Annotated in this window: 21 protein-coding genes; 9 read left to right on the forward strand and 12 right to left on the reverse strand. The window is 61.9% G+C overall.

Annotation, left to right across the window (positions count from 1 at the left end):
• Positions 1-222: 222 nt before the first annotated feature.
• Positions 223-846 (reverse strand): TetR/AcrR family transcriptional regulator, encoded by a 624-nt coding sequence (locus QMX89_RS01405; RefSeq protein ID WP_282346157.1) that lies wholly within the window; start codon positions 844-846, stop codon positions 223-225.
• A 115-nt stretch (positions 847-961) separates the two neighbouring features.
• Between QMX89_RS01405 and QMX89_RS01410 the strand changes: the two genes are divergently transcribed.
• Entirely contained in the window at positions 962-2167 is a 1206-nt protein-coding gene (locus QMX89_RS01410; protein WP_282346160.1) for an MFS transporter, read from the forward strand.
• A 64-nt stretch (positions 2168-2231) separates the two neighbouring features.
• Here QMX89_RS01410 and QMX89_RS01415 read toward each other — a convergent pair whose 3' ends face one another.
• Positions 2232-3086 (reverse strand): SDR family oxidoreductase, encoded by an 855-nt coding sequence (locus QMX89_RS01415; protein WP_282346161.1) that lies wholly within the window; start codon positions 3084-3086, stop codon positions 2232-2234.
• 85 nt (positions 3087-3171) lie between these two features.
• Between QMX89_RS01415 and QMX89_RS01420 the strand changes: the two genes are divergently transcribed.
• Positions 3172-3585, forward strand: coding sequence for a helix-turn-helix domain-containing protein (locus tag QMX89_RS01420; RefSeq protein ID WP_282346162.1), 414 nt, complete (start codon positions 3172-3174; stop codon positions 3583-3585).
• Positions 3586-3596: 11 nt separating this feature from the next.
• Here the strand turns inward: QMX89_RS01420 and QMX89_RS01425 are convergent, their stop codons facing one another.
• The 7 genes from QMX89_RS01425 to QMX89_RS01455 all read right to left on the reverse strand — a co-directional run bounded on the left by QMX89_RS01425 (position 3597) and on the right by QMX89_RS01455 (position 8838).
• On the reverse strand, positions 3597-3926 hold the full coding sequence (locus QMX89_RS01425) for a helix-turn-helix transcriptional regulator (RefSeq protein ID WP_049859220.1): 330 nt from the start codon (positions 3924-3926) through the stop codon (positions 3597-3599).
• A gap of 55 nt (positions 3927-3981) precedes the next feature.
• Entirely contained in the window at positions 3982-5106 is a 1125-nt protein-coding gene (locus QMX89_RS01430) for an alkene reductase (RefSeq protein WP_282346167.1), read from the reverse strand.
• 63 nt (positions 5107-5169) lie between these two features.
• Positions 5170-6525: a PAS domain-containing methyl-accepting chemotaxis protein gene (locus QMX89_RS01435; RefSeq protein ID WP_282346169.1), complete on the reverse strand. Its 1356-nt coding sequence runs from the start codon at positions 6523-6525 to the stop codon at positions 5170-5172.
• Positions 6526-6670: 145 nt separating this feature from the next.
• A complete protein-coding gene (locus QMX89_RS01440) occupies positions 6671-7234 on the reverse strand; it encodes a TetR/AcrR family transcriptional regulator (RefSeq protein ID WP_049859223.1) in 564 nt (187 codons plus the stop codon).
• A gap of 130 nt (positions 7235-7364) precedes the next feature.
• Entirely contained in the window at positions 7365-8066 is a 702-nt protein-coding gene (locus QMX89_RS01445; protein ID WP_056842998.1) for a glutathione S-transferase C-terminal domain-containing protein, read from the reverse strand.
• A 182-nt stretch (positions 8067-8248) separates the two neighbouring features.
• Positions 8249-8617 carry a type II toxin-antitoxin system VapC family toxin gene (locus QMX89_RS01450; protein WP_282346174.1) on the reverse strand — a complete coding sequence of 123 codons (369 nt, stop codon included), beginning with the start codon at positions 8615-8617 and terminating at the stop codon, positions 8249-8251.
• The gene (locus tag QMX89_RS01455) at positions 8611-8838 is read right to left on the reverse strand and encodes a ribbon-helix-helix protein, CopG family (RefSeq protein ID WP_122741936.1); all 228 of its coding nucleotides are present in this window, start codon (positions 8836-8838) and stop codon (positions 8611-8613) included. The genes QMX89_RS01450 and QMX89_RS01455 overlap by 7 nt, the downstream gene beginning before the upstream one ends.
• Positions 8839-9120: 282 nt before the next feature.
• On the opposite strand from QMX89_RS01455, the gene QMX89_RS01460 reads away from it, so the two are divergent.
• Positions 9121-9597 (forward strand): cupin domain-containing protein, encoded by a 477-nt coding sequence (locus QMX89_RS01460; protein WP_282346177.1) that lies wholly within the window; start codon positions 9121-9123, stop codon positions 9595-9597.
• A 183-nt stretch (positions 9598-9780) separates the two neighbouring features.
• Positions 9781-10851: a diguanylate cyclase gene (locus tag QMX89_RS01465; protein WP_282346179.1), complete on the forward strand. Its 1071-nt coding sequence runs from the start codon at positions 9781-9783 to the stop codon at positions 10849-10851.
• Between the two features lie 54 nt (positions 10852-10905).
• On the opposite strand, the gene QMX89_RS01470 is transcribed toward QMX89_RS01465, so the two are convergent.
• The 3 genes from QMX89_RS01470 to QMX89_RS01480 form a co-directional block, all read right to left on the reverse strand.
• A complete protein-coding gene (locus tag QMX89_RS01470; RefSeq protein ID WP_282346181.1) occupies positions 10906-11775 on the reverse strand; it encodes a shikimate dehydrogenase in 870 nt (289 codons plus the stop codon).
• A gap of 54 nt (positions 11776-11829) precedes the next feature.
• A complete protein-coding gene (locus QMX89_RS01475; RefSeq protein WP_282346183.1) occupies positions 11830-13377 on the reverse strand; it encodes an altronate dehydratase family protein in 1548 nt (515 codons plus the stop codon).
• Positions 13378-13522: 145 nt separating this feature from the next.
• Positions 13523-14482 (reverse strand): LysR family transcriptional regulator, encoded by a 960-nt coding sequence (locus tag QMX89_RS01480; protein WP_282346185.1) that lies wholly within the window; start codon positions 14480-14482, stop codon positions 13523-13525.
• A gap of 122 nt (positions 14483-14604) precedes the next feature.
• Here QMX89_RS01480 and QMX89_RS01485 point away from each other — a divergent pair, with 122 nt between their 5' ends.
• The 5 genes from QMX89_RS01485 (at position 14605) to QMX89_RS01505 (ending at position 19155) form a co-directional block, all read left to right on the forward strand.
• Complete coding sequence (locus QMX89_RS01485; RefSeq protein ID WP_282346187.1) at positions 14605-15783, forward strand: fumarylacetoacetate hydrolase family protein; 1179 nt, start codon at positions 14605-14607, stop codon at positions 15781-15783.
• A gap of 145 nt (positions 15784-15928) precedes the next feature.
• A complete protein-coding gene (locus QMX89_RS01490; protein WP_134721116.1) occupies positions 15929-16735 on the forward strand; it encodes an IclR family transcriptional regulator in 807 nt (268 codons plus the stop codon).
• Positions 16732-17541: a fumarylacetoacetate hydrolase family protein gene (locus tag QMX89_RS01495; protein WP_282346196.1), complete on the forward strand. Its 810-nt coding sequence runs from the start codon at positions 16732-16734 to the stop codon at positions 17539-17541. The genes QMX89_RS01490 and QMX89_RS01495 overlap by 4 nt, the downstream gene beginning before the upstream one ends.
• Positions 17542-17544: 3 nt before the next feature.
• Positions 17545-18438 carry a fumarylacetoacetate hydrolase family protein gene (locus QMX89_RS01500; protein ID WP_049859233.1) on the forward strand — a complete coding sequence of 298 codons (894 nt, stop codon included), beginning with the start codon at positions 17545-17547 and terminating at the stop codon, positions 18436-18438.
• Positions 18439-18459: 21 nt separating this feature from the next.
• Positions 18460-19155, forward strand: a complete 696-nt coding sequence (locus QMX89_RS01505) for a DUF4286 family protein (RefSeq protein ID WP_090357652.1) — start codon at positions 18460-18462, stop codon at positions 19153-19155.
• Positions 19156-19265 lie beyond the last annotated feature (110 nt).

Raw genomic sequence — 19265 nt, forward strand, 5'->3', positions numbered from 1 at the left:
GAACAACAATGACCCACGCAAAGGACACGTCGGATTGAGGCAGGTGAATCCAGCAGCTGCTGAAGCAGATCCCCTACACCCTTCAAGGTTAAGGCATCAGGCGAGTGGCGATAACGTCGATAGGCGGGATGAAGTAGTGAATGACGCTCAGTAATGGCGTGGAGGGAAAATCACAGAGGCCGGCGTTCGTCGCAACGCTGTCGGGGCTGAGCCGAACAGCGATCAGGCATCGTGACCTGTGCTCAGGCTGTCCCACAGTCCCATCATCTGATCGACCGCTGCGTCCAGGGTAGCCGCCGTCACACCGTCGCGAGCCAGGGTCGACAGGCCCAGCAGAAAACTGTCGAACGCGGTGGCAAGCACTTCAGGGATCACGGTTTTCGGGAGCTCACCGGTGTTGATTCCGCGCTCGACGCAGGCGCGCAGGCCGGCCCGGTTGGCATTTCTTGCGTTCACCAACGGCTTGGAGATGATTTTGCTCTCGGCCGAACAGGCGCTCATCAGCCCCAGAGCGACTAGGCATCCGGTTGGGTGACCGGCCTCGGACTGCATGCTGGCCGAGCGGCGCAGGGTTAGTTCGATGGCCGTCCTGGGAGGCAGGGCGGGATCGAACAGGCTTTCCGTGACGCGGCCATGGGTGCCGAGATAGCGCTCGACAACCTCATGGAACAGCGCCTGCTTGGAGCCGAAGGCGGCGTAGAAACTGGGCGCGGTGATACCCCCGCCAATGCTGGCCTTGAGCTGGCTGAGCGAGGTGGCGTCGTAGCCATGCTCCCAGAACAGGTGCATCGCCTGAGTGATTGCCTCGTCGCGGTCGAACGTGCGAGGACGTCCCATCTGGGCCATGTCGGATCTCCTTCGTTGGTACATAGATACTAAACGATACATAAGTGGTTGACCACGCTGAGCGGCTTGTTTAGATTTGTATCGATCGATATATAAATCCAGAGGAGCACACCGGATGACCACGGATGAAACACAACGCGACACACTCCCGCTCGGCGCTTTACTGGCCCTGGCGATGACCGGTTTCATCTGCATCGTCACCGAGACGCTGCCCGCTGGCCTGCTGCCGCAGATCGGCAGCGGCCTGGGCATCTCGCCGTCGCTGGCCGGCCAGATGGTGACCGTCTACGCCCTGGGGTCATTGCTGGCGGCCATCCCGTTGACCATCGCGACGCAGAGCTGGCGGCGCAGAACCGTCCTGCTGCTGACGATCGCAGGATTTCTACTGTTCAATTCCATCACGGCCTGGTCGTCCCATTACGCACTGACCTTGGTTGCCAGGTTCTTTGCGGGTGTGTCGGCAGGTCTGGCCTGGAGCTTGATTGCCGGGTATGCGCGACGCATGGTCGTGCCGCAACTGCAGGGCCGGGCGCTGGCCGTGGCGATGATCGGCACGCCGATCGCGCTGTCGCTGGGCGTGCCCCTGGGTACCTGGCTGGGCGGCTTCATGGGCTGGCGCATGGCGTTTGCGTTGATGTCCGTCTTGACGCTGGTGCTGATCGGCTGGGTGCTGGTCAAGGTGCCGGACTATCCGGGGCAGTCCTCGACTCAGCGGCTGGCGTTGCACGAGGTCTTTTTCACCCCAGGGGTGCGGCCGGTGCTGGGCGTGGTGTTCACCTGGATGCTGGCGCACAACATCCTCTATACCTACATCGCACCTTTCGTAGCCAAGGCGGGGCTGGCCAACGATGTCGATCTGGTCCTGCTGGCCTTCGGCATCGCCGCGCTGGCGGGCATCTGGGTGACGGGGCGCCTGGTCGATCGTCATCTGCGCCCAGCGGTCCTGTTCAGTCTGGCCAGCTTTGCCGCCGTTGCGGTATTCCTCGGCCTGTTCATGACCTCGGCGATCGCGATTTATCTGGGCGTGGCGATCTGGGGGCTGACGTTTGGCGGCGCCGCCACCCTGTTGCAGACGGCACTGGCCGACTCCGCGGGCCGGGGCGCCGATGTTGCCCTGTCGATGAATGTCGTGGTGTGGAACAGCGCGATTGCAGGCGGTGGGTTACTGGGGGGCGTCTTGCTGGGCCATTGGGGTGTGGGTACGTTTCCCTGGGTGTTGCTGGCCTTGACGCTCATCGGCCTGGGCATTGCCTACCAGGCGCGAGTGCATGGATTTGCCGGAGGGGGCCGGGTTTCCGCGCAGGTGGTCAGCGGTCATTGAAGGCAGGCGGGCAGGGGCGCTGCTTCAAACTCGCCCTTGCCCCTGCCGATCCCTGAAGCATTGATCAGTGTTTCAGGGCGGCGCTGACCGACTGGGCGATCGGTGTCGTGGCGCGACCCAGCAGTTGGCTCAACTGCCGGCTGTTGTCGTACAGGTCACCTTTGGCTGCGCAGGCGTCCGAGTCGGCCAGCATCGCCGCCAATTCGACAGGCAGGCCGACACTGACCAGCGCCTCTTGGTACTGCGCTTGCGGCAGGTCGTTGTAGACGACGGCCTTGCCTGACTGTTGCGCCACTTCGGCGGCCAGCTCGGCCAGGGTGTAGCTGTCGTCGCCAGCCAGTTCGTAGACCTTGCCGGCCTGGTCGTCGCGGGTCAGCACCGCTGCTGCGGCCTCGGCGTAGTCGGCACGGGCTGCCGAGGAAATTCGGCCGTCTCTCGCGCTGCCCAGAATCGCGCCGTGTTCGACAGCCGGTGCAACGCCGGCCGTGTAATTCTCGTTGTACCAACCATTGCGCAGGATGACGTGGGGCAGGCCAGACTCGGCCAGTGCTTGTTCGGTATCGCGATGCTCCGAGGCCAGGCCGAGCGTCGATGTGTCGGCACGCAGCAGGCTGGTGTAGGCCAGCAATTTCACGCCTGCCGACCGGGCGGCTTCGATGACGGCGCGATGCTGTGCGCGGCGTTGCCCGACTTCACTGGACGAGATCAGCAGCAGACGCTCCACCCCTGTCAGCGCGCTGAGCAAGGTGTCGGGCTTGTTGTAGTCCGCTGCCCGCACGTCGATGCCTTTGGCGGCCAGGTCGCGCGCCTTGGCCGGGTCACGCACCAACGCGATCAGGGCTGACGGTTTCTGGTTTTTCAGCAATGCATCGATGACCAGGCGGCCCAGTTGGCCCGTTGCACCGGTAATGGCGATCATGAAAGCACCTCGATTCTCGTTGAAGAAAATCCGATGCTAGAATAGAAGCTTACGAAAAGTAAGTACGTACGAAAAGGTAAGTGCCATGTCTCATGCTGAAAGCGATTCGCACCGGTTTGCCGAGAAGCTGCGTCGCGGCGAAGTGTTGCAGGCGGACTGTCCTTCGCGGGAGATCCTCCAGCACATGACCAGTCGCTGGGGCGTGCTGGTGCTGGTGGTGCTGCTGGGTGGCACCCATCGCTTCAGCGAGCTGCGTCGCAAGATCGGCGGCGTGAGCGAGAAGATGCTCGCGCAGACGTTGCAACGGCTCGAAGGCGACGGACTGGTGCAGCGTCTGGCGCTGCCGGTGGTACCACCGTACGTCGAGTACAGCCTGACGACGCTGGGCACTCAGGCCGCTACGAAGCTGGAAACGGTGGTGGATTGGATCGAGGACAACCTGCCCCAGATCATGGATTTCAAAAGAGGGCGCGAAGCGCAGGACCAGAACTCGGCATGATGGAGCGTGCGCTATCGATCCGCGATGTCGACTTCCAGATCGGTCAGCAACCCGGCCATCGCCGCCGTGATCTGCTCCTCGTTGCGTTTGTAGTAGGTCCATTTGCCCACTTTGCTGGCTTCGACGAAACCTTGGTCGAGCAAGGCTTTGAGGCAGATGGAGGTGGCCGGCTGCGACAGCCCGGCCTTGTCCTGAATCAGGCTGGCGCAGACGCCGTGCACACTGAAATCGTACAGCTGGCTGTAGCCTGCGAACGATCGATGAGGATCCTTGAGCCAGGTCAGGACGGCTCGCCGCGTAGGGCTGGATAGAACTTTCAATGCCTCGTTCAACGCCGTCATGTGGATGCCTGACCCTGTGGATGGGCGAGGGTGACCCCGCCCGGAAGCACTTATTTTAAGGGGTCATGAACGGATAGTCGATGTAACCCCGTTCTCCACCGCCATAGAGCGTTGCGTGATCGACCGGATTGAGGGGTGCGCCGTGCGCGAAGCGCTTCGGCAAATCCGGGTTGGCGATGAACGTGCGGCCGAATCCGAACAGATCGCCATGACCGTCAGCGAGCACCCGTTCGGCTTTTTCCCGGGTGTAGCAGCCGGAATACATGATCGGATTGTCGAAGGTCTCGCGCAGTGCCTGGCGGAAGCTCACAGGCAACTCCGGAGCATTGTCCCAATCGGCTTCGGCAATGGACAGGTAACCGATCCCCAGCGAATTCAACATGGCCGCCGCCTGAACGTAGGTGGCATGAGGATCGCTTTCCACCAGGCCCAGGTAGACACGGGCCTCTTCGGTGGTTTCGAACAGCGGTGCGAAACGCACGCCGACACGCTCGCGGCCGAACACTGAGATTACCGCTTCGGTCACTTCACGCAGAAAACGCAGACGGTTTTCCAGAGAGCCGCCGTATTCGTCGGTGCGCTGGTTGGTGTGTTCGGACAGGAACTGATTGAGCAGGTAACCGTTGGCCGAATGCAGTTCGACGCCGTCGAAGCCTGCTTCCTTCGCGTTCACGGCGGCCACGCGGTACAACTCCACCAGCGCTTTGACCTCTGCCGTGGACAGTGCGCGAGGCAGGCTGGGGTCTGCCAGCTCGCCCGTTTCAGGACCGGTCTCGATGAACACTTTCACCGCCGTTGCTGTAATGGCGGAGGGCGCGACGGGTGCCTGGTTGTCAGGTTGCAGGCTGTTATGGGACACGCGCCCGACGTGCCAGAGCTGGCAGAAGATCACGCCGCCTTCTTCATGAACGGCGCGGGTCACCTGTCGCCAGCTGGCAATCTGCTCCTGGCTGTAGATGCCAGGCGTCCAGGCATAACCCTGGCCGCGTGGTTCTATCTGCGTGCCTTCGGTAATCATGAACCCGGCACTGGCGCGCTGCCGGTAATAGGTGCTCATCAAGGCATTGGGGACGTCGCCCGGCTGGCTGCTCCGGGACCGCGTCAGAGGGGGCAGGGCAATGCGGTTCTTGAGCGTCAGGCCACCGAGTGTGAGAGGGGTGAACAAGCTGGCGTCGGTCATGGTGATTCCGTAGGGCTACTGAAAGTGGCCATACATTAACACATTCGAATGTGTTTATGTGAATCAACCCATCCAGCCAACTGCCGTCTTTGGAATCACCTCCGATTCATCCAGTTTGGACGCGAACATGCTGACCGCCTCCACGGCATCGCTGGTACCGGTGCGGATTTGCAGAATGACCAGGCCGGCCTGTTCCGCCAGCAAGACACCGCGTTGCGCGCCTTCGTGGGTGGAGTTGATGCTGGTCACCGCATCCCGGGTCTCGGCCAGAATCTTGCCGATCATCTCGGCGATCTCGCTGGTCGACCGACTGGTGCGCCCCGCCAGTTGCCTGACTTCGTCGGCCACCACGGCAAAGCCGCGACCCTGGTCGCCGGCGCGCGCCGCTTCGATGGCTGCGTTGAGGGCCAGCAGGTTGGTCTGGTCAGCGATGCTGCGGATGGTGTTGACGATCGCCGTGATCTGCTCCGAGCGATCACCCAGTTGGCCCACGAGGCGCGCCGAGGACTCGATATGGTCGGCGATCAGGCGCATTTCCACCGCCGTCTGCTGAATGACTTCGGCGCCCTGCTCGGCGACTTTCTCGGTTTCGGCGGAGATATGGTAGGCGCGCGAAGCGCTGCGCGAGTCTTCCTCGAACTTCTCCACGCGCTCGGTGATGTCGCTGGCGAACTTGACGATTTTGGTCAGCGTGCCATCCGCATCGAAGACGGGGTTGTAGGTCGCTTCAAGCCACAGCGTCCTTCCGTGCTTGCCGATGCGCTTGAACTGACCACTGAAGACTTCTCCGGAGTTGAGTCGTTTCCAGAAGTCAGTGTATTCACTGCTGCCGACCAGATCGGCTTCGCAGAACATTCTGTGATGCTTACCTTTCAGGTCAGTCTGGACATAGCCCATGGTATTCAGAAAGTTCTGGTTGGCCTGAATGATATTGCCGTTGAGGTCGAACTCGATGACCGCCATCGCTCGATCCAGCGCATTGAGCTTGCTGTTGGCCTCGGCATCCTGCAGCACCTTTTGCGTGACATCCAGTGCGAACTTGACGACCTTGCAGACTTTTCCCTGCTCATCCAGCACCGGACTGTAACTGGCCTCCAGCCACACCTTCCGGCCGTCTGCACCGATCCGCTGGAAGGTGCCGGAAACGAACTCCCCGGCTCGAAGACGGCCCCAGAACTCGTTATACGCCGAGCTGCGAACCAACGCGGTCGGACAAAGATCCGAATGCGCCACGCCGAGAATCTGCTCGGCGCGATAGCCCATGATTCTCAAGAAGTTATCGTTGGCACGAATGACTTTGCCATCCAGACCCAACTCGACGATTGCCATCGAGCGGTCCAGAGCATTCACCAATCCTTGGTGTTTGATGATTTCAGCGTCCTGGGATTGCAACTTACGTTTCAGCGCTGAATTGAACACGTTGTTACCCTCGGATTGGATGTATCCCTCTTCAAGGGGTATCGACCGCTCATCGCAAAGCTCAATCAATGTTTAGTAAATAGTCGGGAAAGCCGATGAGTAACCGCTTTTATTTCCGCAGCGCGGAGTTGAATCGATTGCGGCTTCACGCCGGCAGTGGCCCATAGGCTCGATAGGATTGGATCAGCGTGTCGTACAACGAGATGTCCGCCCGGCTTCGGGCAATGAGTTGGGCACCGGCCACGGCCGAAAAAATGGCCCGTGCCCGCGCGTCACTGTCGCCCGCGTCGCACACTTGTGCAGCGACCAGCTGACGGCTCAGCCAGGCGATGTTGACCTGGGCAAACGCCTGGATCTCCTCGGCCATGGCAGGGGGAAGATTATCGGTCTCGGCCCCCACGAAGCTGCCCAGGCACAGCCGGTTATCCGCCTCGAGCGAGCGCCGAAAGATCTCCGGGAAGCGTTGCAGTGCCTGCAGAGGGTTCGGGGTTTGCTCGCAGATGACTTCAAGTGCCGCCGCTCCGTCTTCCCAGTACCGTCGAGCCACGGCAATGCCCAGGTCGGCCTTGCTGGGGAAGTGGTAATAGATGCTGGCCGGCTTGATGCCCACGGCGCTGGCCAAATCGCGGTAATTCAGGCCGTTGTAGCCCTGTGACTGGGCAATGTTGCGGGCAGCCAGAAGTATGGCCTCGCGGGCGTTGATGCTCATTGTCGTGCCTTGTGTACGTCGGACGTGTTCTCGGGGAAGCCGGTCATCTTAAAACAAAAGGGACCGGCATGACTCACACCGCGACCGCCAAGGGTTGGCGGTCGCGGTTATCGATACCCCTTGCGCCACCTCACGCAGCAGGCGAATCCAGCTCCGGGATGCCGCTGCTGCGATCCGCGTAGGCCGCCTTGAAGGCCGGGCGCTGCTGCCAGCGCTGCCAGTAAGCGTCCAGGTGTTCGAAACGCTCGTCGAGCGGGGTGGCGTTGACCGGGAACTTGGAGAAAGCGATGGCAGTGGCCAGGGTGATATCGGCGAACGTCGGCTCGGCGCCGCCCAGCAGCCATTCACGGCCATCGGCCAGATGACGGTTTACCAGGGCCGCATGGGCCAGCGCTTCTTTGCGGCAATGCTCGCCCCATGCTTCGTTCTTGGTCAGTTCGAGTTTGAACCCCAGCCCGGTGTGCAACACATGGAACGCGGTGACGATGCGATAGAGGATGTGCACCCAGATGCGGTTGTCCCACATGGTGTCCAGACCCTGTTCCAGCGCGCTGTCGCCCATGATCTTGCGGCCTGGATAAGTCTGGTCCAGATAACGGGCGATGGCCGCCGTTTCGGCCAGGTAGCTGCCATCGGCCAGTTGCAGCGTCGGCGTTTCGCCCCACGGGTTCATGTTCAGGTGGCGCCAGCCGCGCTGTTGCCCACCCGGAGCCATGTCGTAGATGACCTCGTCGAACTGATCGGCGATGCCTTTCTCGTGCATGAACAACCGCAGCCGTTGCGGATTGGGGAAGGCGGAAGGGGAGGTGAAGAGCTGCGGTTTGGTGGTCATGGGCGAGTCCTGAGGAGAAAATGTTCTTACCTAACGTGTGTTAGGTAGGTGGAACATAGCCCTTCACATATAGACCGTCAATAGATGACCTAACAGTTGTTAGTCTGTGCCGCTGCCTTGAGCCTCAGTCCCGAGTCAGCTCGGCGCCACAGCGGGGCTTCGGTGCTGTCTTCCTGAAAACGCTACAGGTGATACGGCACCTGCACGCCCAGTTCCGTCTCGGGAAAATCCTTGGTGTTACGAGTGACCAGGGTGGCCCCCGCCAAGCGCGCGCTGGCCCAAATGATCGCGTCAGGTAACTTGATGCGGCGCTGTTGACGCAGTGTTACAGCGTCATGGGCGATATCGAGGGAGACGGGTACGACTTCGAATAGCTCCATCCACTGGCGTAGCGTCTCGGCCTCCTTGGAGTCAGTTGCGCCTACCAGTACTTCCATATACGTAATCAGGCTGATCATGGGTCTGTGCGCGGCCTGAATCACTTGGCCTGCCATGGGCCTGCCGCATAGGTGATCGATCAGAATATTGGTGTCGAACAGGGATCTCACCATTCGTTGCGTAGCGCCTGCTCATAAGCAAGGCTGTCCAGGTCCCGATCTTTCCAAAGCCCGAAAACATCTGGCGCAGGGTGCTTCAGCTCTTCGCGTTTGGCAGCCACGAAGGTAGCCACAGCTTCCCGGATCAGTGCGGCACGGGACGTATCGAGAGCCGAAGCCAGATGGTTGAGGTCTTCGATTTGCTTGGGGGTGAGATCGGCTAAAATCCGGCTCATTGGGGAGCTCCTGAGGTTGATATCAGCAGTGTATATCAGTCAATGTAATGCGGCCGGCGCCGCTTGTCACTTTGCTGAAGGTGGTACGACGTAACCACCTGTTGCGGCCGGAGGCTGCAACCTCGCTTATCGATTAACGCGAGAAAGGCGAGCAGACCATGGGCGTCTTCCCGACACATTGATGAGCTCCGCTCACTTATGCATGCAGCTTCCTACGACTAATCGAACGGGCAGGTAACCGGTAAATTGGAAGCCCTCGCACGAACTCCAAAAGGACGCTCGATGAAAACACTCGCGACCGTAGCGCTCTCATTGTCCTTGTCAGCTTTCGAAAGTGAAGGAGCTCAGCCCATGAATATCACCGTCACGCCTGCAGGTTCCCAGCCGTCCGCCGTCGGACCCGCTGAATACTTTACCGGGAAGGTGCGCGTCGATGCGCCGTTCAAAGGCAGCGACGGCGCACGCATCGGCGGCGCCACCGTGACCTTCGATCCGGGTGCGCGGACTGCCTGGCACACCCATCCACTGGGGCAGACGCTGATCGTGACCGCAGGCGCCGGCTACGTGCAGCAGGAGGGTCAGGTTCGGCAATCTATTCGTCCCGGCGACACCGTGTGGATTCCTCCTCAGGTCAAGCACTGGCACGGCGCAACGCCAGATACCGGCATGAGCCACATTGCCATTGCCGAAGCCCTGGACGGCAATGTCGTGGAGTGGTTGGAGCAGGTCACCGATGAGGACTACGGCCAGGCGCAGTGAAGGGGCGGTCCGGCGTTCGTCGCCAACCTGTCTGTGTCTACCGAATGGCTGCTGACTGCATCCTCGGCTTGCGATAAAATCGATGCCAAAGTGCCACCCCGCCTGACCTGAAGTTCTTGGCGGATCACCGGCACTGCCAAGCTCTGATAGGGCACATCGATTGCAGCGCCGGAGAGCCTTGGAATGCCACTCAGTCGTCGTGAGTTGGGAGAAACGTTTGCACGCCGCATCTACGGGCCCCGTTCCATTGGCTGCCTGTTGAGTGCAACGTTCATCGGTACGGTGCTGGGGGTCGACCCCGACACGCCGATGTGGGTGTGGGGCGCAATGCTGACCAACCTCATGGTCTGGCCGACTCTTGCCTACCTGCTCGCACGCAGAGCCGCAGATCCGTTCGCGGTCGAACTGCGCAGCCTCGCGCTGGATGGCCTGTTCGCCGGCGGCTGGGCGGGGCTAATGGCGCTGAACCTGCTGCCATCCGTGCTGCTGCTGTCCATGGTCGCCATGAACGCGATGGCGGCGGGCGGATGGCGCCTGTTGCGGATCACTGTCGGGCTGCAGGGGGTGGGGCTGCTTCTGGCCCTGGGCCTGAGGGGCTTCGAGTTGTCGTTGGCGACCAGTGCGCTGCAGCAACTGGCCTGCCTGCCAATGCTGATCATCTATCCGCTGATCGTGGCCCGCGCCAGCTACGCCGTTTCAGTGCAACTGGCGGTGCACAAGAAAGCCTTCAAGCTCATCAGCAAGCTGGACGGCATGACCCGCCTGCTGCACCACGCTTCGTGGATGGAAAAGCTGGTAGAGATCTTTCCTCGATGCCGACGAGGTGAGGTCATCGCGATGGTGGCGTTGATAGACATCGACAACTTCAAGCGCATCAACGACGAGCACGGCCATCTGATGGGCGACGCGATCATCGGCCGTCTGGCCAATCTGCTGCGTTCAGGACTGGGCGCATCGGCTGCCCCTGGGCGTTATGGTGGCGATGAATTCTGTCTGCTGCTGTTCGATATGAGCCTGGGTGAAGCCACTCAGCGGTTGGACGACATCCGCAGGCAGTTTTCCGACTGGGTTGATGCGACCGTGACCATCGAGGTGACGCTGAGTATCGGCCTGGTGCCGTACTCCCATCAATACGCCAGCGAGCGCGATTGGATCAAGGCCACCGACGAGGCGTTGTACCGCGCCAAGCGCAGTGGCAAGAACCAGCTGTGTGTGCAGTATTCCGAAGCTGGCGGATCGACAGCCGACGCATGACGGCGCAAACCGGCATCACTGCTGTCCCGCCGCTGGCCTGAACGAGCACAGCCCTCATGACGCTCGAGTCATGGCCTGATCCGGTCGAGCGTGTTCTGGAGGCAAGCCACCAGGTTCGCCATCCTCGTCCTGATTCAATCCCAGGAAGCGCAGAACCAGGCGTGCCTGGCCGCGATGCAGATGGCCGCCGTCCTGGGTGCTGCAGCCTTTCTCGCGCGCCGCTCGGCAAAGGGGTGTCGAGTGGGGCGAGTTGATGATGTCGACGACCAGCATGTCGGGCTCGAGCCGTTCCGGGTCGACGGGCAGGGGGTCGTTTGCGCCCATGCCCAGAGGTGTTGCGTTGATCACGATATGGTGACCGCGCGGGTCGGGTGGGCCCACACGTGTGGCACAGCCCGTTTCTGCCGCCACGGACTCGGCCAGGCTCCGAGCTCGCTGCTCGTCGGCATCGCACACCGTGAGTGACCGGGCGCCCGCGCCTGCGACAGCGAAGGCAATCGCGCGGCCGGCGCCGCCCGCGCCCACCAACAGCACGCTCTTGCCCGCAGGCTCGTGACCTTCCTGTTGCATGCCCAGAACACAGCCCAGGCCGTCGAACACCGCACCGACCCAGCGTCCATCGCTTTCGCATCGGACCACGTTGATCGCACCCACTTGGCGAGCCGTTGGGTGAAGCTCGTCGACCAGGGCCAACATGCTTTGCTTGTGTGGCATGGTGACCAGCAGACCTGCCAGGTTGTTCAAGGCTCTGGCGCCGATCACGAAGTTGCACAAGCCATCGGGCGTTACCTCAAACGGAATGCAGACCGCGTCTTCGCCCTGGTCCATGAACACGGGATTGAGCAGCTGTGGGGATTTAGCGGCGGCCAACCGATGGCCGACCAATCCGTAGAGTCGAGTGGAGCCTTTGATGTGTGTGGCCATGATTACCCAATGTCCGGTGATGATAGGCGCGGTGTCGAAAGCATTGGTGCACACTCAGGTCACGGCATCGATCTGCCACGGCACGAACTCGTTCTGTCCGTACCCGTGTTGCTCGCTCATGCTGCGCTCGCCTGACGCAATACGCAGCATCGCATCGAATATCGCCGCGCCGCAGGCTTCGATGGTCAGTTTGTCTTCGGCGATCTCGCCGCAATTGATGTCCATGTCCTCGCGCTGTCGAGCCCACAGGGCGCTGTTGGTCGCCAGCTTGATCGAGGGGGCGGGCGCACATCCATAGGCCGATCCGCGGCCCGTGGTGAAGGCGATCAGGTTGGCCCCGCCGGCCACTTGCCCTGTGGCGGACACCGGGTCGTAGCCAGGGGTGTCCATGAACACCAGGCCATGGGCCGTCACGGTTTGCGCGTATTCGTAGACATCGGTCAGGTTGCTCGAGCCGGCCTTCGCCACCGCGCCCAGCGACTTCTCAAGAATGGTGGTCAAGCCGCCTGCCTTGTTGCCCGCCGAGGGGTTGTTGTTCAACTCGGCGCCCATGCGCGCGCAGTAGTGCTCCCACCAGTGGATTCGCGCGATCAGCTTTTCGCCCACCTCGCGGCTGACGGCTCGACGGGTGAGCAGGTGCTCGGCGCCGTAGATTTCCGGCGTTTCGGAAAGAATTGCGGTGCCCCCACAGGCCACCAGCCGATCCACCGCATTGCCCAGCGCGGGATTGGCCGTGATGCCCGAGTAGCCATCCGAACCGCCGCACTGCAGCCCCACGGTGAGGTGCTGCGCGCCGACCGGCTCGCGTTGGACCCGATTGGCTTCGACGAGCAGTGCCTGGACCTGGGTGATTCCCTTGGCAATCGATTTGGAGGTGCCCCCAGTATCCTGAATGCTGAATGTGCGCAGGGTGTCACTGCGCGAGAGGCCTTGAGTGCTGAGCAAGGCGTCGATCTGATTGGTCTCGCAGCCCAGGCCGATGACCAGGACTGCTGCGAAGTTGGGATGGGTCGCGTAGCCGGCCAGCGTCCGCCGCAGCAGGCTCAGGCCATCGCCCGAGGCATCGACCGCACAACCGGCCGAGTGGGTCAGTGCCACGACGCCGTCCACGTTCGGATAGCCCTGCAGGGCAGCAGGGTTGATGTCCCTGCGGAAATGGTCGGCGATGGCGCGGGCCACCGTGGCCGAGCAATTCACCGACGTGAGAATGCCGATGTAGTTGCGCGTCGCCACGCGTCCGTCGCGGCGTACGATGCCCATGAAGGTGGGTATCCGGGTTGGCGTCGACGCAGCCCGTACATCGACACCGAATGCGTAATCACGCGAGAACTCACCCATGGCCAGGTTGTGTACATGGACGTGATCGCCGGGTTCGATGGCGGCGATGGCGAAACCGATGATCTGCCCATAGCGCCTCACCGGTTGACCGGCTTCGATACGGCGGCAGGCAACCTTGTGGCCCGGAACGATCGATTGCCGAACGGTGATGCCCTCCTGCTCAAGTACTTCGCCTTCCAGCAAGGGCCGTCTGGCGATCAGCACATCGTCCAGGGCATTCAAGCGCAGCACGGGGGCGGCGTCGGTTTTCATGATCAGGTCCATTGCATCCTCACGGGCTGCGGGGTGATGCGCGGTCGCCAGTGCGCGCCGCATTCTTGTGCCGGCACTATAGGATTCGGCGCAAAGGCTGCCCAATGAGAGCTTTCGATTGCTTGATAACTTTGTCTCATGGCAGGGTTCGACGCGCTCATCCATCGCCGGTGGCAGTGCGCCTCTGGCTGGCGAACCCGAGCAGCGTATCGATGAAGCTCTGCGTCGGTTCCGATACCTGCTCATCCTTTCGGGTGATGACACCGTAATCCTGGGACTCGACGCTGAAGGGCGTCCTGAGCACTCGCAACTGTCCGCTCTGCACGTGCGACTGGACCATCGACTCCGGCAGCATGGCCAGCATCGGGCCGGACTGGAGCAGCTGCAGGAAGGTCTGCATCGAAATGGTTTCCACCGTATTGGTGGGCGACGCGATGTCGAACAGCCGGAAGGCACGCTCCATGCGCCTGCGAATGGGGGTATTGAACGGGTACATGACCCATGGCCACTCGCTCAGCGCTGCGCAGGGTACTTCGTCGAGCTGGCAGAGCGGGTGGGCATGGTTGGCGACCAGGCAAAACGGCTCGGGTCCCAGCGGGACGAATTCGAACGACTGACAATCATCGTGGGTGAAGCGCGCGATGATCAGGTCGAGTTTTTTCTGCTCCAGCATCTCCAGCAACTGATTGCTGGTTTGCTCGATCACCTCGATGGCCAGCAGCGGACGTTTGCGTTTGATGCAGGCGATGGCCTCGGGCAGCACGACCGAGGTGGCTGCGAAAATGGTGCCGATCTTCAAGTGGCCATGGCCGCCTTTGCGCAGCTTGTTGACCTGGTCCACGAATGACTCCGTGTCTTCCAGGGTAACGCGTGCGTAGCGGGCGACGAACACGCCCAGTTCGGTCAGTACCAGATTGCGGGTCTGTCGCTCGAACAGTGGAAAACCCAGCGACTCTTCCAGGTCGCGCAGCAGCTTGCTGATGGCCGGCTGGGTGACATTCATGTGTTGCGCAGTGGTGTGCATGTTCCGGGTCTTGGCCAGGCTGTTGACCAGAACCAGGTGCTTGATCTTCAGCCACCGTGTGACGCTGGAAAACGTGATGTGGTCGCTGTGCATGTCGGTGAGCCTCTGCGCGTCGATAACGAAACAGCATTGATGGGTGAGATTGAGTCATTGGGATTTTCGAAGCCCGTCCAGTACTTTCAAGGCTCCGATAGCCGACTGAAATGGAACCTGCGATGGGACTTTTGAAACTGACGCGCCAGAACACACTGCCGGTGGATGGCGTCGCTGGCACACTGATAGGCCGTGCCTGGGTCCCAGGTGCTATCGCAGGACCTTCGCCGATCGTGATTCGACCTGAGGGCGTGTTCGATCTTTCCGACAGCTTTTCCACGATGAGCGACCTGTTGGAGCACCGCTCGCCGGTGTCGGCGGTTCGTCTGACGCCGGGCCGGTACATCGGCACCGTCGAGGCGTTGCTGGCCAATACCGGCAACCATGCCGATCCGAACGAGCCGTCGCTGCTGCCGCCGGCCGATTTCCAGGTGATCAAGGCCGCAGGTGTGACCTTCGCATCCAGCATGATCGAGCGCGTGATCGAGGAGCAGGCGCGAGGTGACGCGGCCAAGGCCGAAAGCGTGAGGCGGCTGGTTCAGGAGGCGATAGGCGACAACTTGCGCGCCATCGAACCCGGCTCGCCTGCGGCGATGCGTCTGAAAGCCGTGCTCATCGAGCAGGGGATGTGGTCGCAGTATCTGGAGGTGGGGATTGGCCCTGATGCGGAGATCTTCACCAAGGCGCCGGTGATGGCCGCGGTCGGCAGTGGCAGCGAAATCGGCATCCATCGCAAATCCGAATGGAACAATCCGGAACCGGAAATCGTGCTCGCGGTGAACAGTCAGGGGCTGGTGCATGGCGTGACCTTGGGCAACGACGTCAACTTGCGTGATTTCGAGGGCCGCAGCGCGCTGCTGTTGAGCAAGGCCAAGGACAACAATGCGTCCTGCGCCATCGGCCCGTTCATCCGGTTGTTCGACGAGACGTTCAGCCTCGACGACGTGCGCAATTGTGTGGTCGATCTGCACGTTCAGGGTGAGGACGGCTTCACTCTGGAAGGCAGCAGCTCCATGGCTTTGATCAGCCGGGATCCCCTGGAACTCGTGGCCCAGACGCTGAACGGTGAACATCAATACCCTGATGGCTTCATGCTGTTTCTGGGCACTCTCTTTGCGCCCACCCAGGATCGTGAAGCCCCCGGCAGCGGCTTCACCCACAAGCAGGGCGACGAGGTCAGCATCGGCAGCGCGCTGCTGGGCAGCCTGCGCAACACGGTGACCTATAGCCATGAGGCTGCCCCATGGACCTACGGCCTGCGGGCGGTGATGCACAACCTCGCGGCGCGAGGCTTGCTGTAGGCGAGATCGGATTCTCTGGTACATGCATGGAATATCCGCAGCGGTTTGACTTATCCAACGGGGACTGCATACTGTTGGAACACTGTTCCGTTAAGGGCAATGTTGATCAAATCAACCGTGATGTCAAAGATAAGTCGAGAAAAATATGAGAGTCGTCAAAGGTGCCGTCGACCGTTGTCTTGAAGCCATCGAGCTGCTGGCACGTGAAGCCCGCTGGATGCGTATGTCCGACATCGCTGCCGACCTGGGCCTGGAAAAGGGACCGGCTCACCGCGTGCTTGCGCAATTGGTCGAACAGGGTTGGGCGGAACAGGACGAGGCAACGTCGCAATATCGCCTGACCCTGAAACTGGCGTTGCTGGGCCAGCGTTACCTGCACGGCATCGGCCTGCCCGAGCGCGTTCAGCCGATCATCGAACAGGTCGCCAGGCAGTGCCAGGAACTGGTGCGACTCACCGTCGTCAGCGAAGGCAGCCTGTCCTGGCTGTCGTCAGCGCAAGGCGCGGCGCCTGGGTTGGTCTATTCGCCCGCCATGGATCACCCGATCAATCTGTACGCGACGGCCAACGGCAAGGCCTGGCTGGCGTCGATGCCCGATGAGCAGGCCGTCGAGCACGCGCTGCGCAGTGGACTGGGGAGCGCCGAGGCGAATCCCGGTCAGGGGCCAAAAGCGCTCAGCACCATCGAATCGCTGCTCAGCGACCTGAAGCTGACACGCGAGCGCGGGTATGGTCTGGTCGTTGAAGAGGCCGAGGCCGGGGTGTGGGCGATCGCGGTGCCGGTCAGGCTCATTCCCGGCGGGTCGGTGGTGGGCACCATGAGCATCGCAGGCCCGGTCATGCGCATGCAGCCGGAGCGCTACGAAGAGCTGCATGCGCTGCTCGAAGACGCCGCCCACAAGGTGGGCACGGTGTGGCCGCGGCAGAACGATGTGCACTCGGTGCGCCCATGAACGAGCAGCCTTGCGCCCGCAGTGAAACAGTCCATAGTGAAACAGCAACTGCGCTGGACACCGCAGCGGCTGCCCTGGTCCACGCCCGCCGCGAAGGTATCCGCCTGACAGCGCTGCCGGAGTCTGGCCGGCCCACCAGCCTGGCCGAAGGCTTCGCCATTCAGCAGCGCGTCGGGCCATTGGCCGGCAAGACCGTGGGCGGATGGAAATGTGCATTGCCGCCCACGGGCAAGTGGATCGTGGCGCCCCTCTACAGCGACAGCATCGTCAGGGGCGAGCGTTATGAGTTGCCCGCCGATACCCAGCAGGCGCGGATCGAGCCGGAGCTTGCCTGCATCCTGACCCGCGATCTGCCGGTAAGAGGCGAACCCTACACCGCCGAACACATCATCGCTGCCATCGGCGATACCCACTTGGCCCTGGAGGTGATCGGCTGCCGATACACCGATCCGCAATCGCTGCCGTTCGAGCAATTGCTGGCCGACGGCCTGTTCAACCACGGATTGGTCCTTGGGCCGCGGACGACGTTGTCCTGTGCAAGGCTGCCAGCCGAACTGGACATTTCCGTGCGCGGTGCCGCCCAGCCAATCGAAATCAACGGGCGCCACCCGGACGCCGACCCCATTCTGCCCATCGTCTGGCTGGCCAATTTTCTGTCTGCACAGGGGATAGGCCTGCGGGCAGGCCAGGTGATCATCACCGGATCCTATGCCGGTGTGCTCGATGTACCCGTCAATGAGCCGCTGCACATTCGGTTCGGCCGTGCAGGCTCCATATCTGTCCATTTCTCAACGCTCAAGGAGTAATACATGCGCTTAGTTCGTTTCGGTTCACCGGGGCAGGAACTACCAGGCATTCTGGATTCGAAGGGAGAGGTCCGAGACCTTTCGGGCATCGTCGATGACATCGACGCGTCAGCCCTCAGCCCGGATGTGCTGCAGAAGTTGCGCGGCGTCGACATTGAAAAATTGCCACCGGTGGCGCCCGGCACTCGCCTGGGTCCCTGCGTGGGCAGTGTGCCGAACCTGATCTGCATCGGCCTGAACTACTCCGACCACGCTGCAGAAACCAATACACCCATCCCGAGCCAGCCGGTGGTGTTCAACAAGCACACCGGCTCCATCAGCGGGCCCAACGATCCGGTCATCCTGCCGACCGGCGCCGAAAAGCTCGATTGGGAAGTGGAGCTGGCCATCGTTATCGGCACGCCCGCCTGGCAGATCCCGGAGTCGCAGGCGCTGGATCATATCGCCGGTTACTGCCTGGCCAACGATGTATCGGAACGGGCCTACCAGCTCGAATACGAAGGCCAGTGGGCCAAGGGCAAAAGCGGTTTTTCCTTCGCGCCGCTGGGGCCATGGCTGGTTACCCGTGACGAGATCGCCGACCCACAGACGCTGGACCTCTGGCTCGACGTCAACGGCAAGCGACTGCAGACCGGCAACACCCGCACGATGATTTTCAGCGTCGCCCACATTGTCGCGTACCTGAGCCGCTTCATGCCGCTGATGCCTGGCGACGTGATCATCACCGGTACGCCACCGGGGGTCGGCCTGGGGCAGAAGCCACCCGTGTTCCTCAAGGCGGGTGACACGATGCGGGTCGGCGGCCAGGGGCTGGGCGAGCAAACTCAGGCGGTTGTGCCTTACGTGGCCGAAATGGGTGCTGCCTGGGTAGCCGGTCGCCATCCGAACGTTGACTGACTACTACCCGAGGAGAACACCATGAGTTTTGCAGGAACAGGTGTGGTCGCGATCTGGCACGATCTTCTGCCCGAAGCGCGGGACGAGTTCTATGAATGGCACAACCGCGAGCACATGCCCGAGCGTGCCGGTATTCCAGGCTTTCTGCGCGGGCGTCGCTACATTGCGCTGAATGCGGGGCCGACCTACTTCAACCTTTACGAGGCTGACAGCGTGCAGGTCCTGGGCGGACAGGACTACCTGTCGCGACTCAATACGCCGACGCCCTGGACGCAGCAGTCGGTGAAATCCTATCGCAACGTCGCACGCTCGATCTGCGATGTGACGTACACCAGCGGCGTGGGGCAGGGCGCCTATCTACTGACTGTCCGCTTCGACGTTGAACAGGAGCAGCACAAGCCCGTTTCCGATGCGTTGCGTCAACGGGTCCTGGCCCCGCTGGCCGACAGGCAGGGCATCACGGGCGTGCATTTGTGCGTGGCTGACGAGGCGGTCAGCAAGGTCGAAACCGCCGAGAAAAAGGCCCGCGCCGAAGGCACCCAGATTCCAGCCTGGATCGTCATGATCGAAGGCTGTGCTGCCGACTATGTCGAGGCCGCGGGCGATGCCTTCATGGTCGAGCTGCACCGGTTGCTGGAAGGGCAGTCCAGCACCCCGGAAGCGACCCTTTACCAGTTGGAGTACACCCGCTGCAAAACCCCGAGCGCTGCGGGGTGAAACGTTAGCGCTTCCAGCATGGCCACTTTGATGCTGGACGCTCACTCCCGTGACGTGACCACCTCCCTGGACACTGGCACCGCCGACATCGCCTTGGGCCAGCCGACGTA

The sequence above is a fragment of the Pseudomonas sp. PS01301 genome (assembly GCF_029960215.1).
In the GTDB taxonomy this organism is placed as follows: domain Bacteria; phylum Pseudomonadota; class Gammaproteobacteria; order Pseudomonadales; family Pseudomonadaceae; genus Aquipseudomonas; species Aquipseudomonas coleopterorum.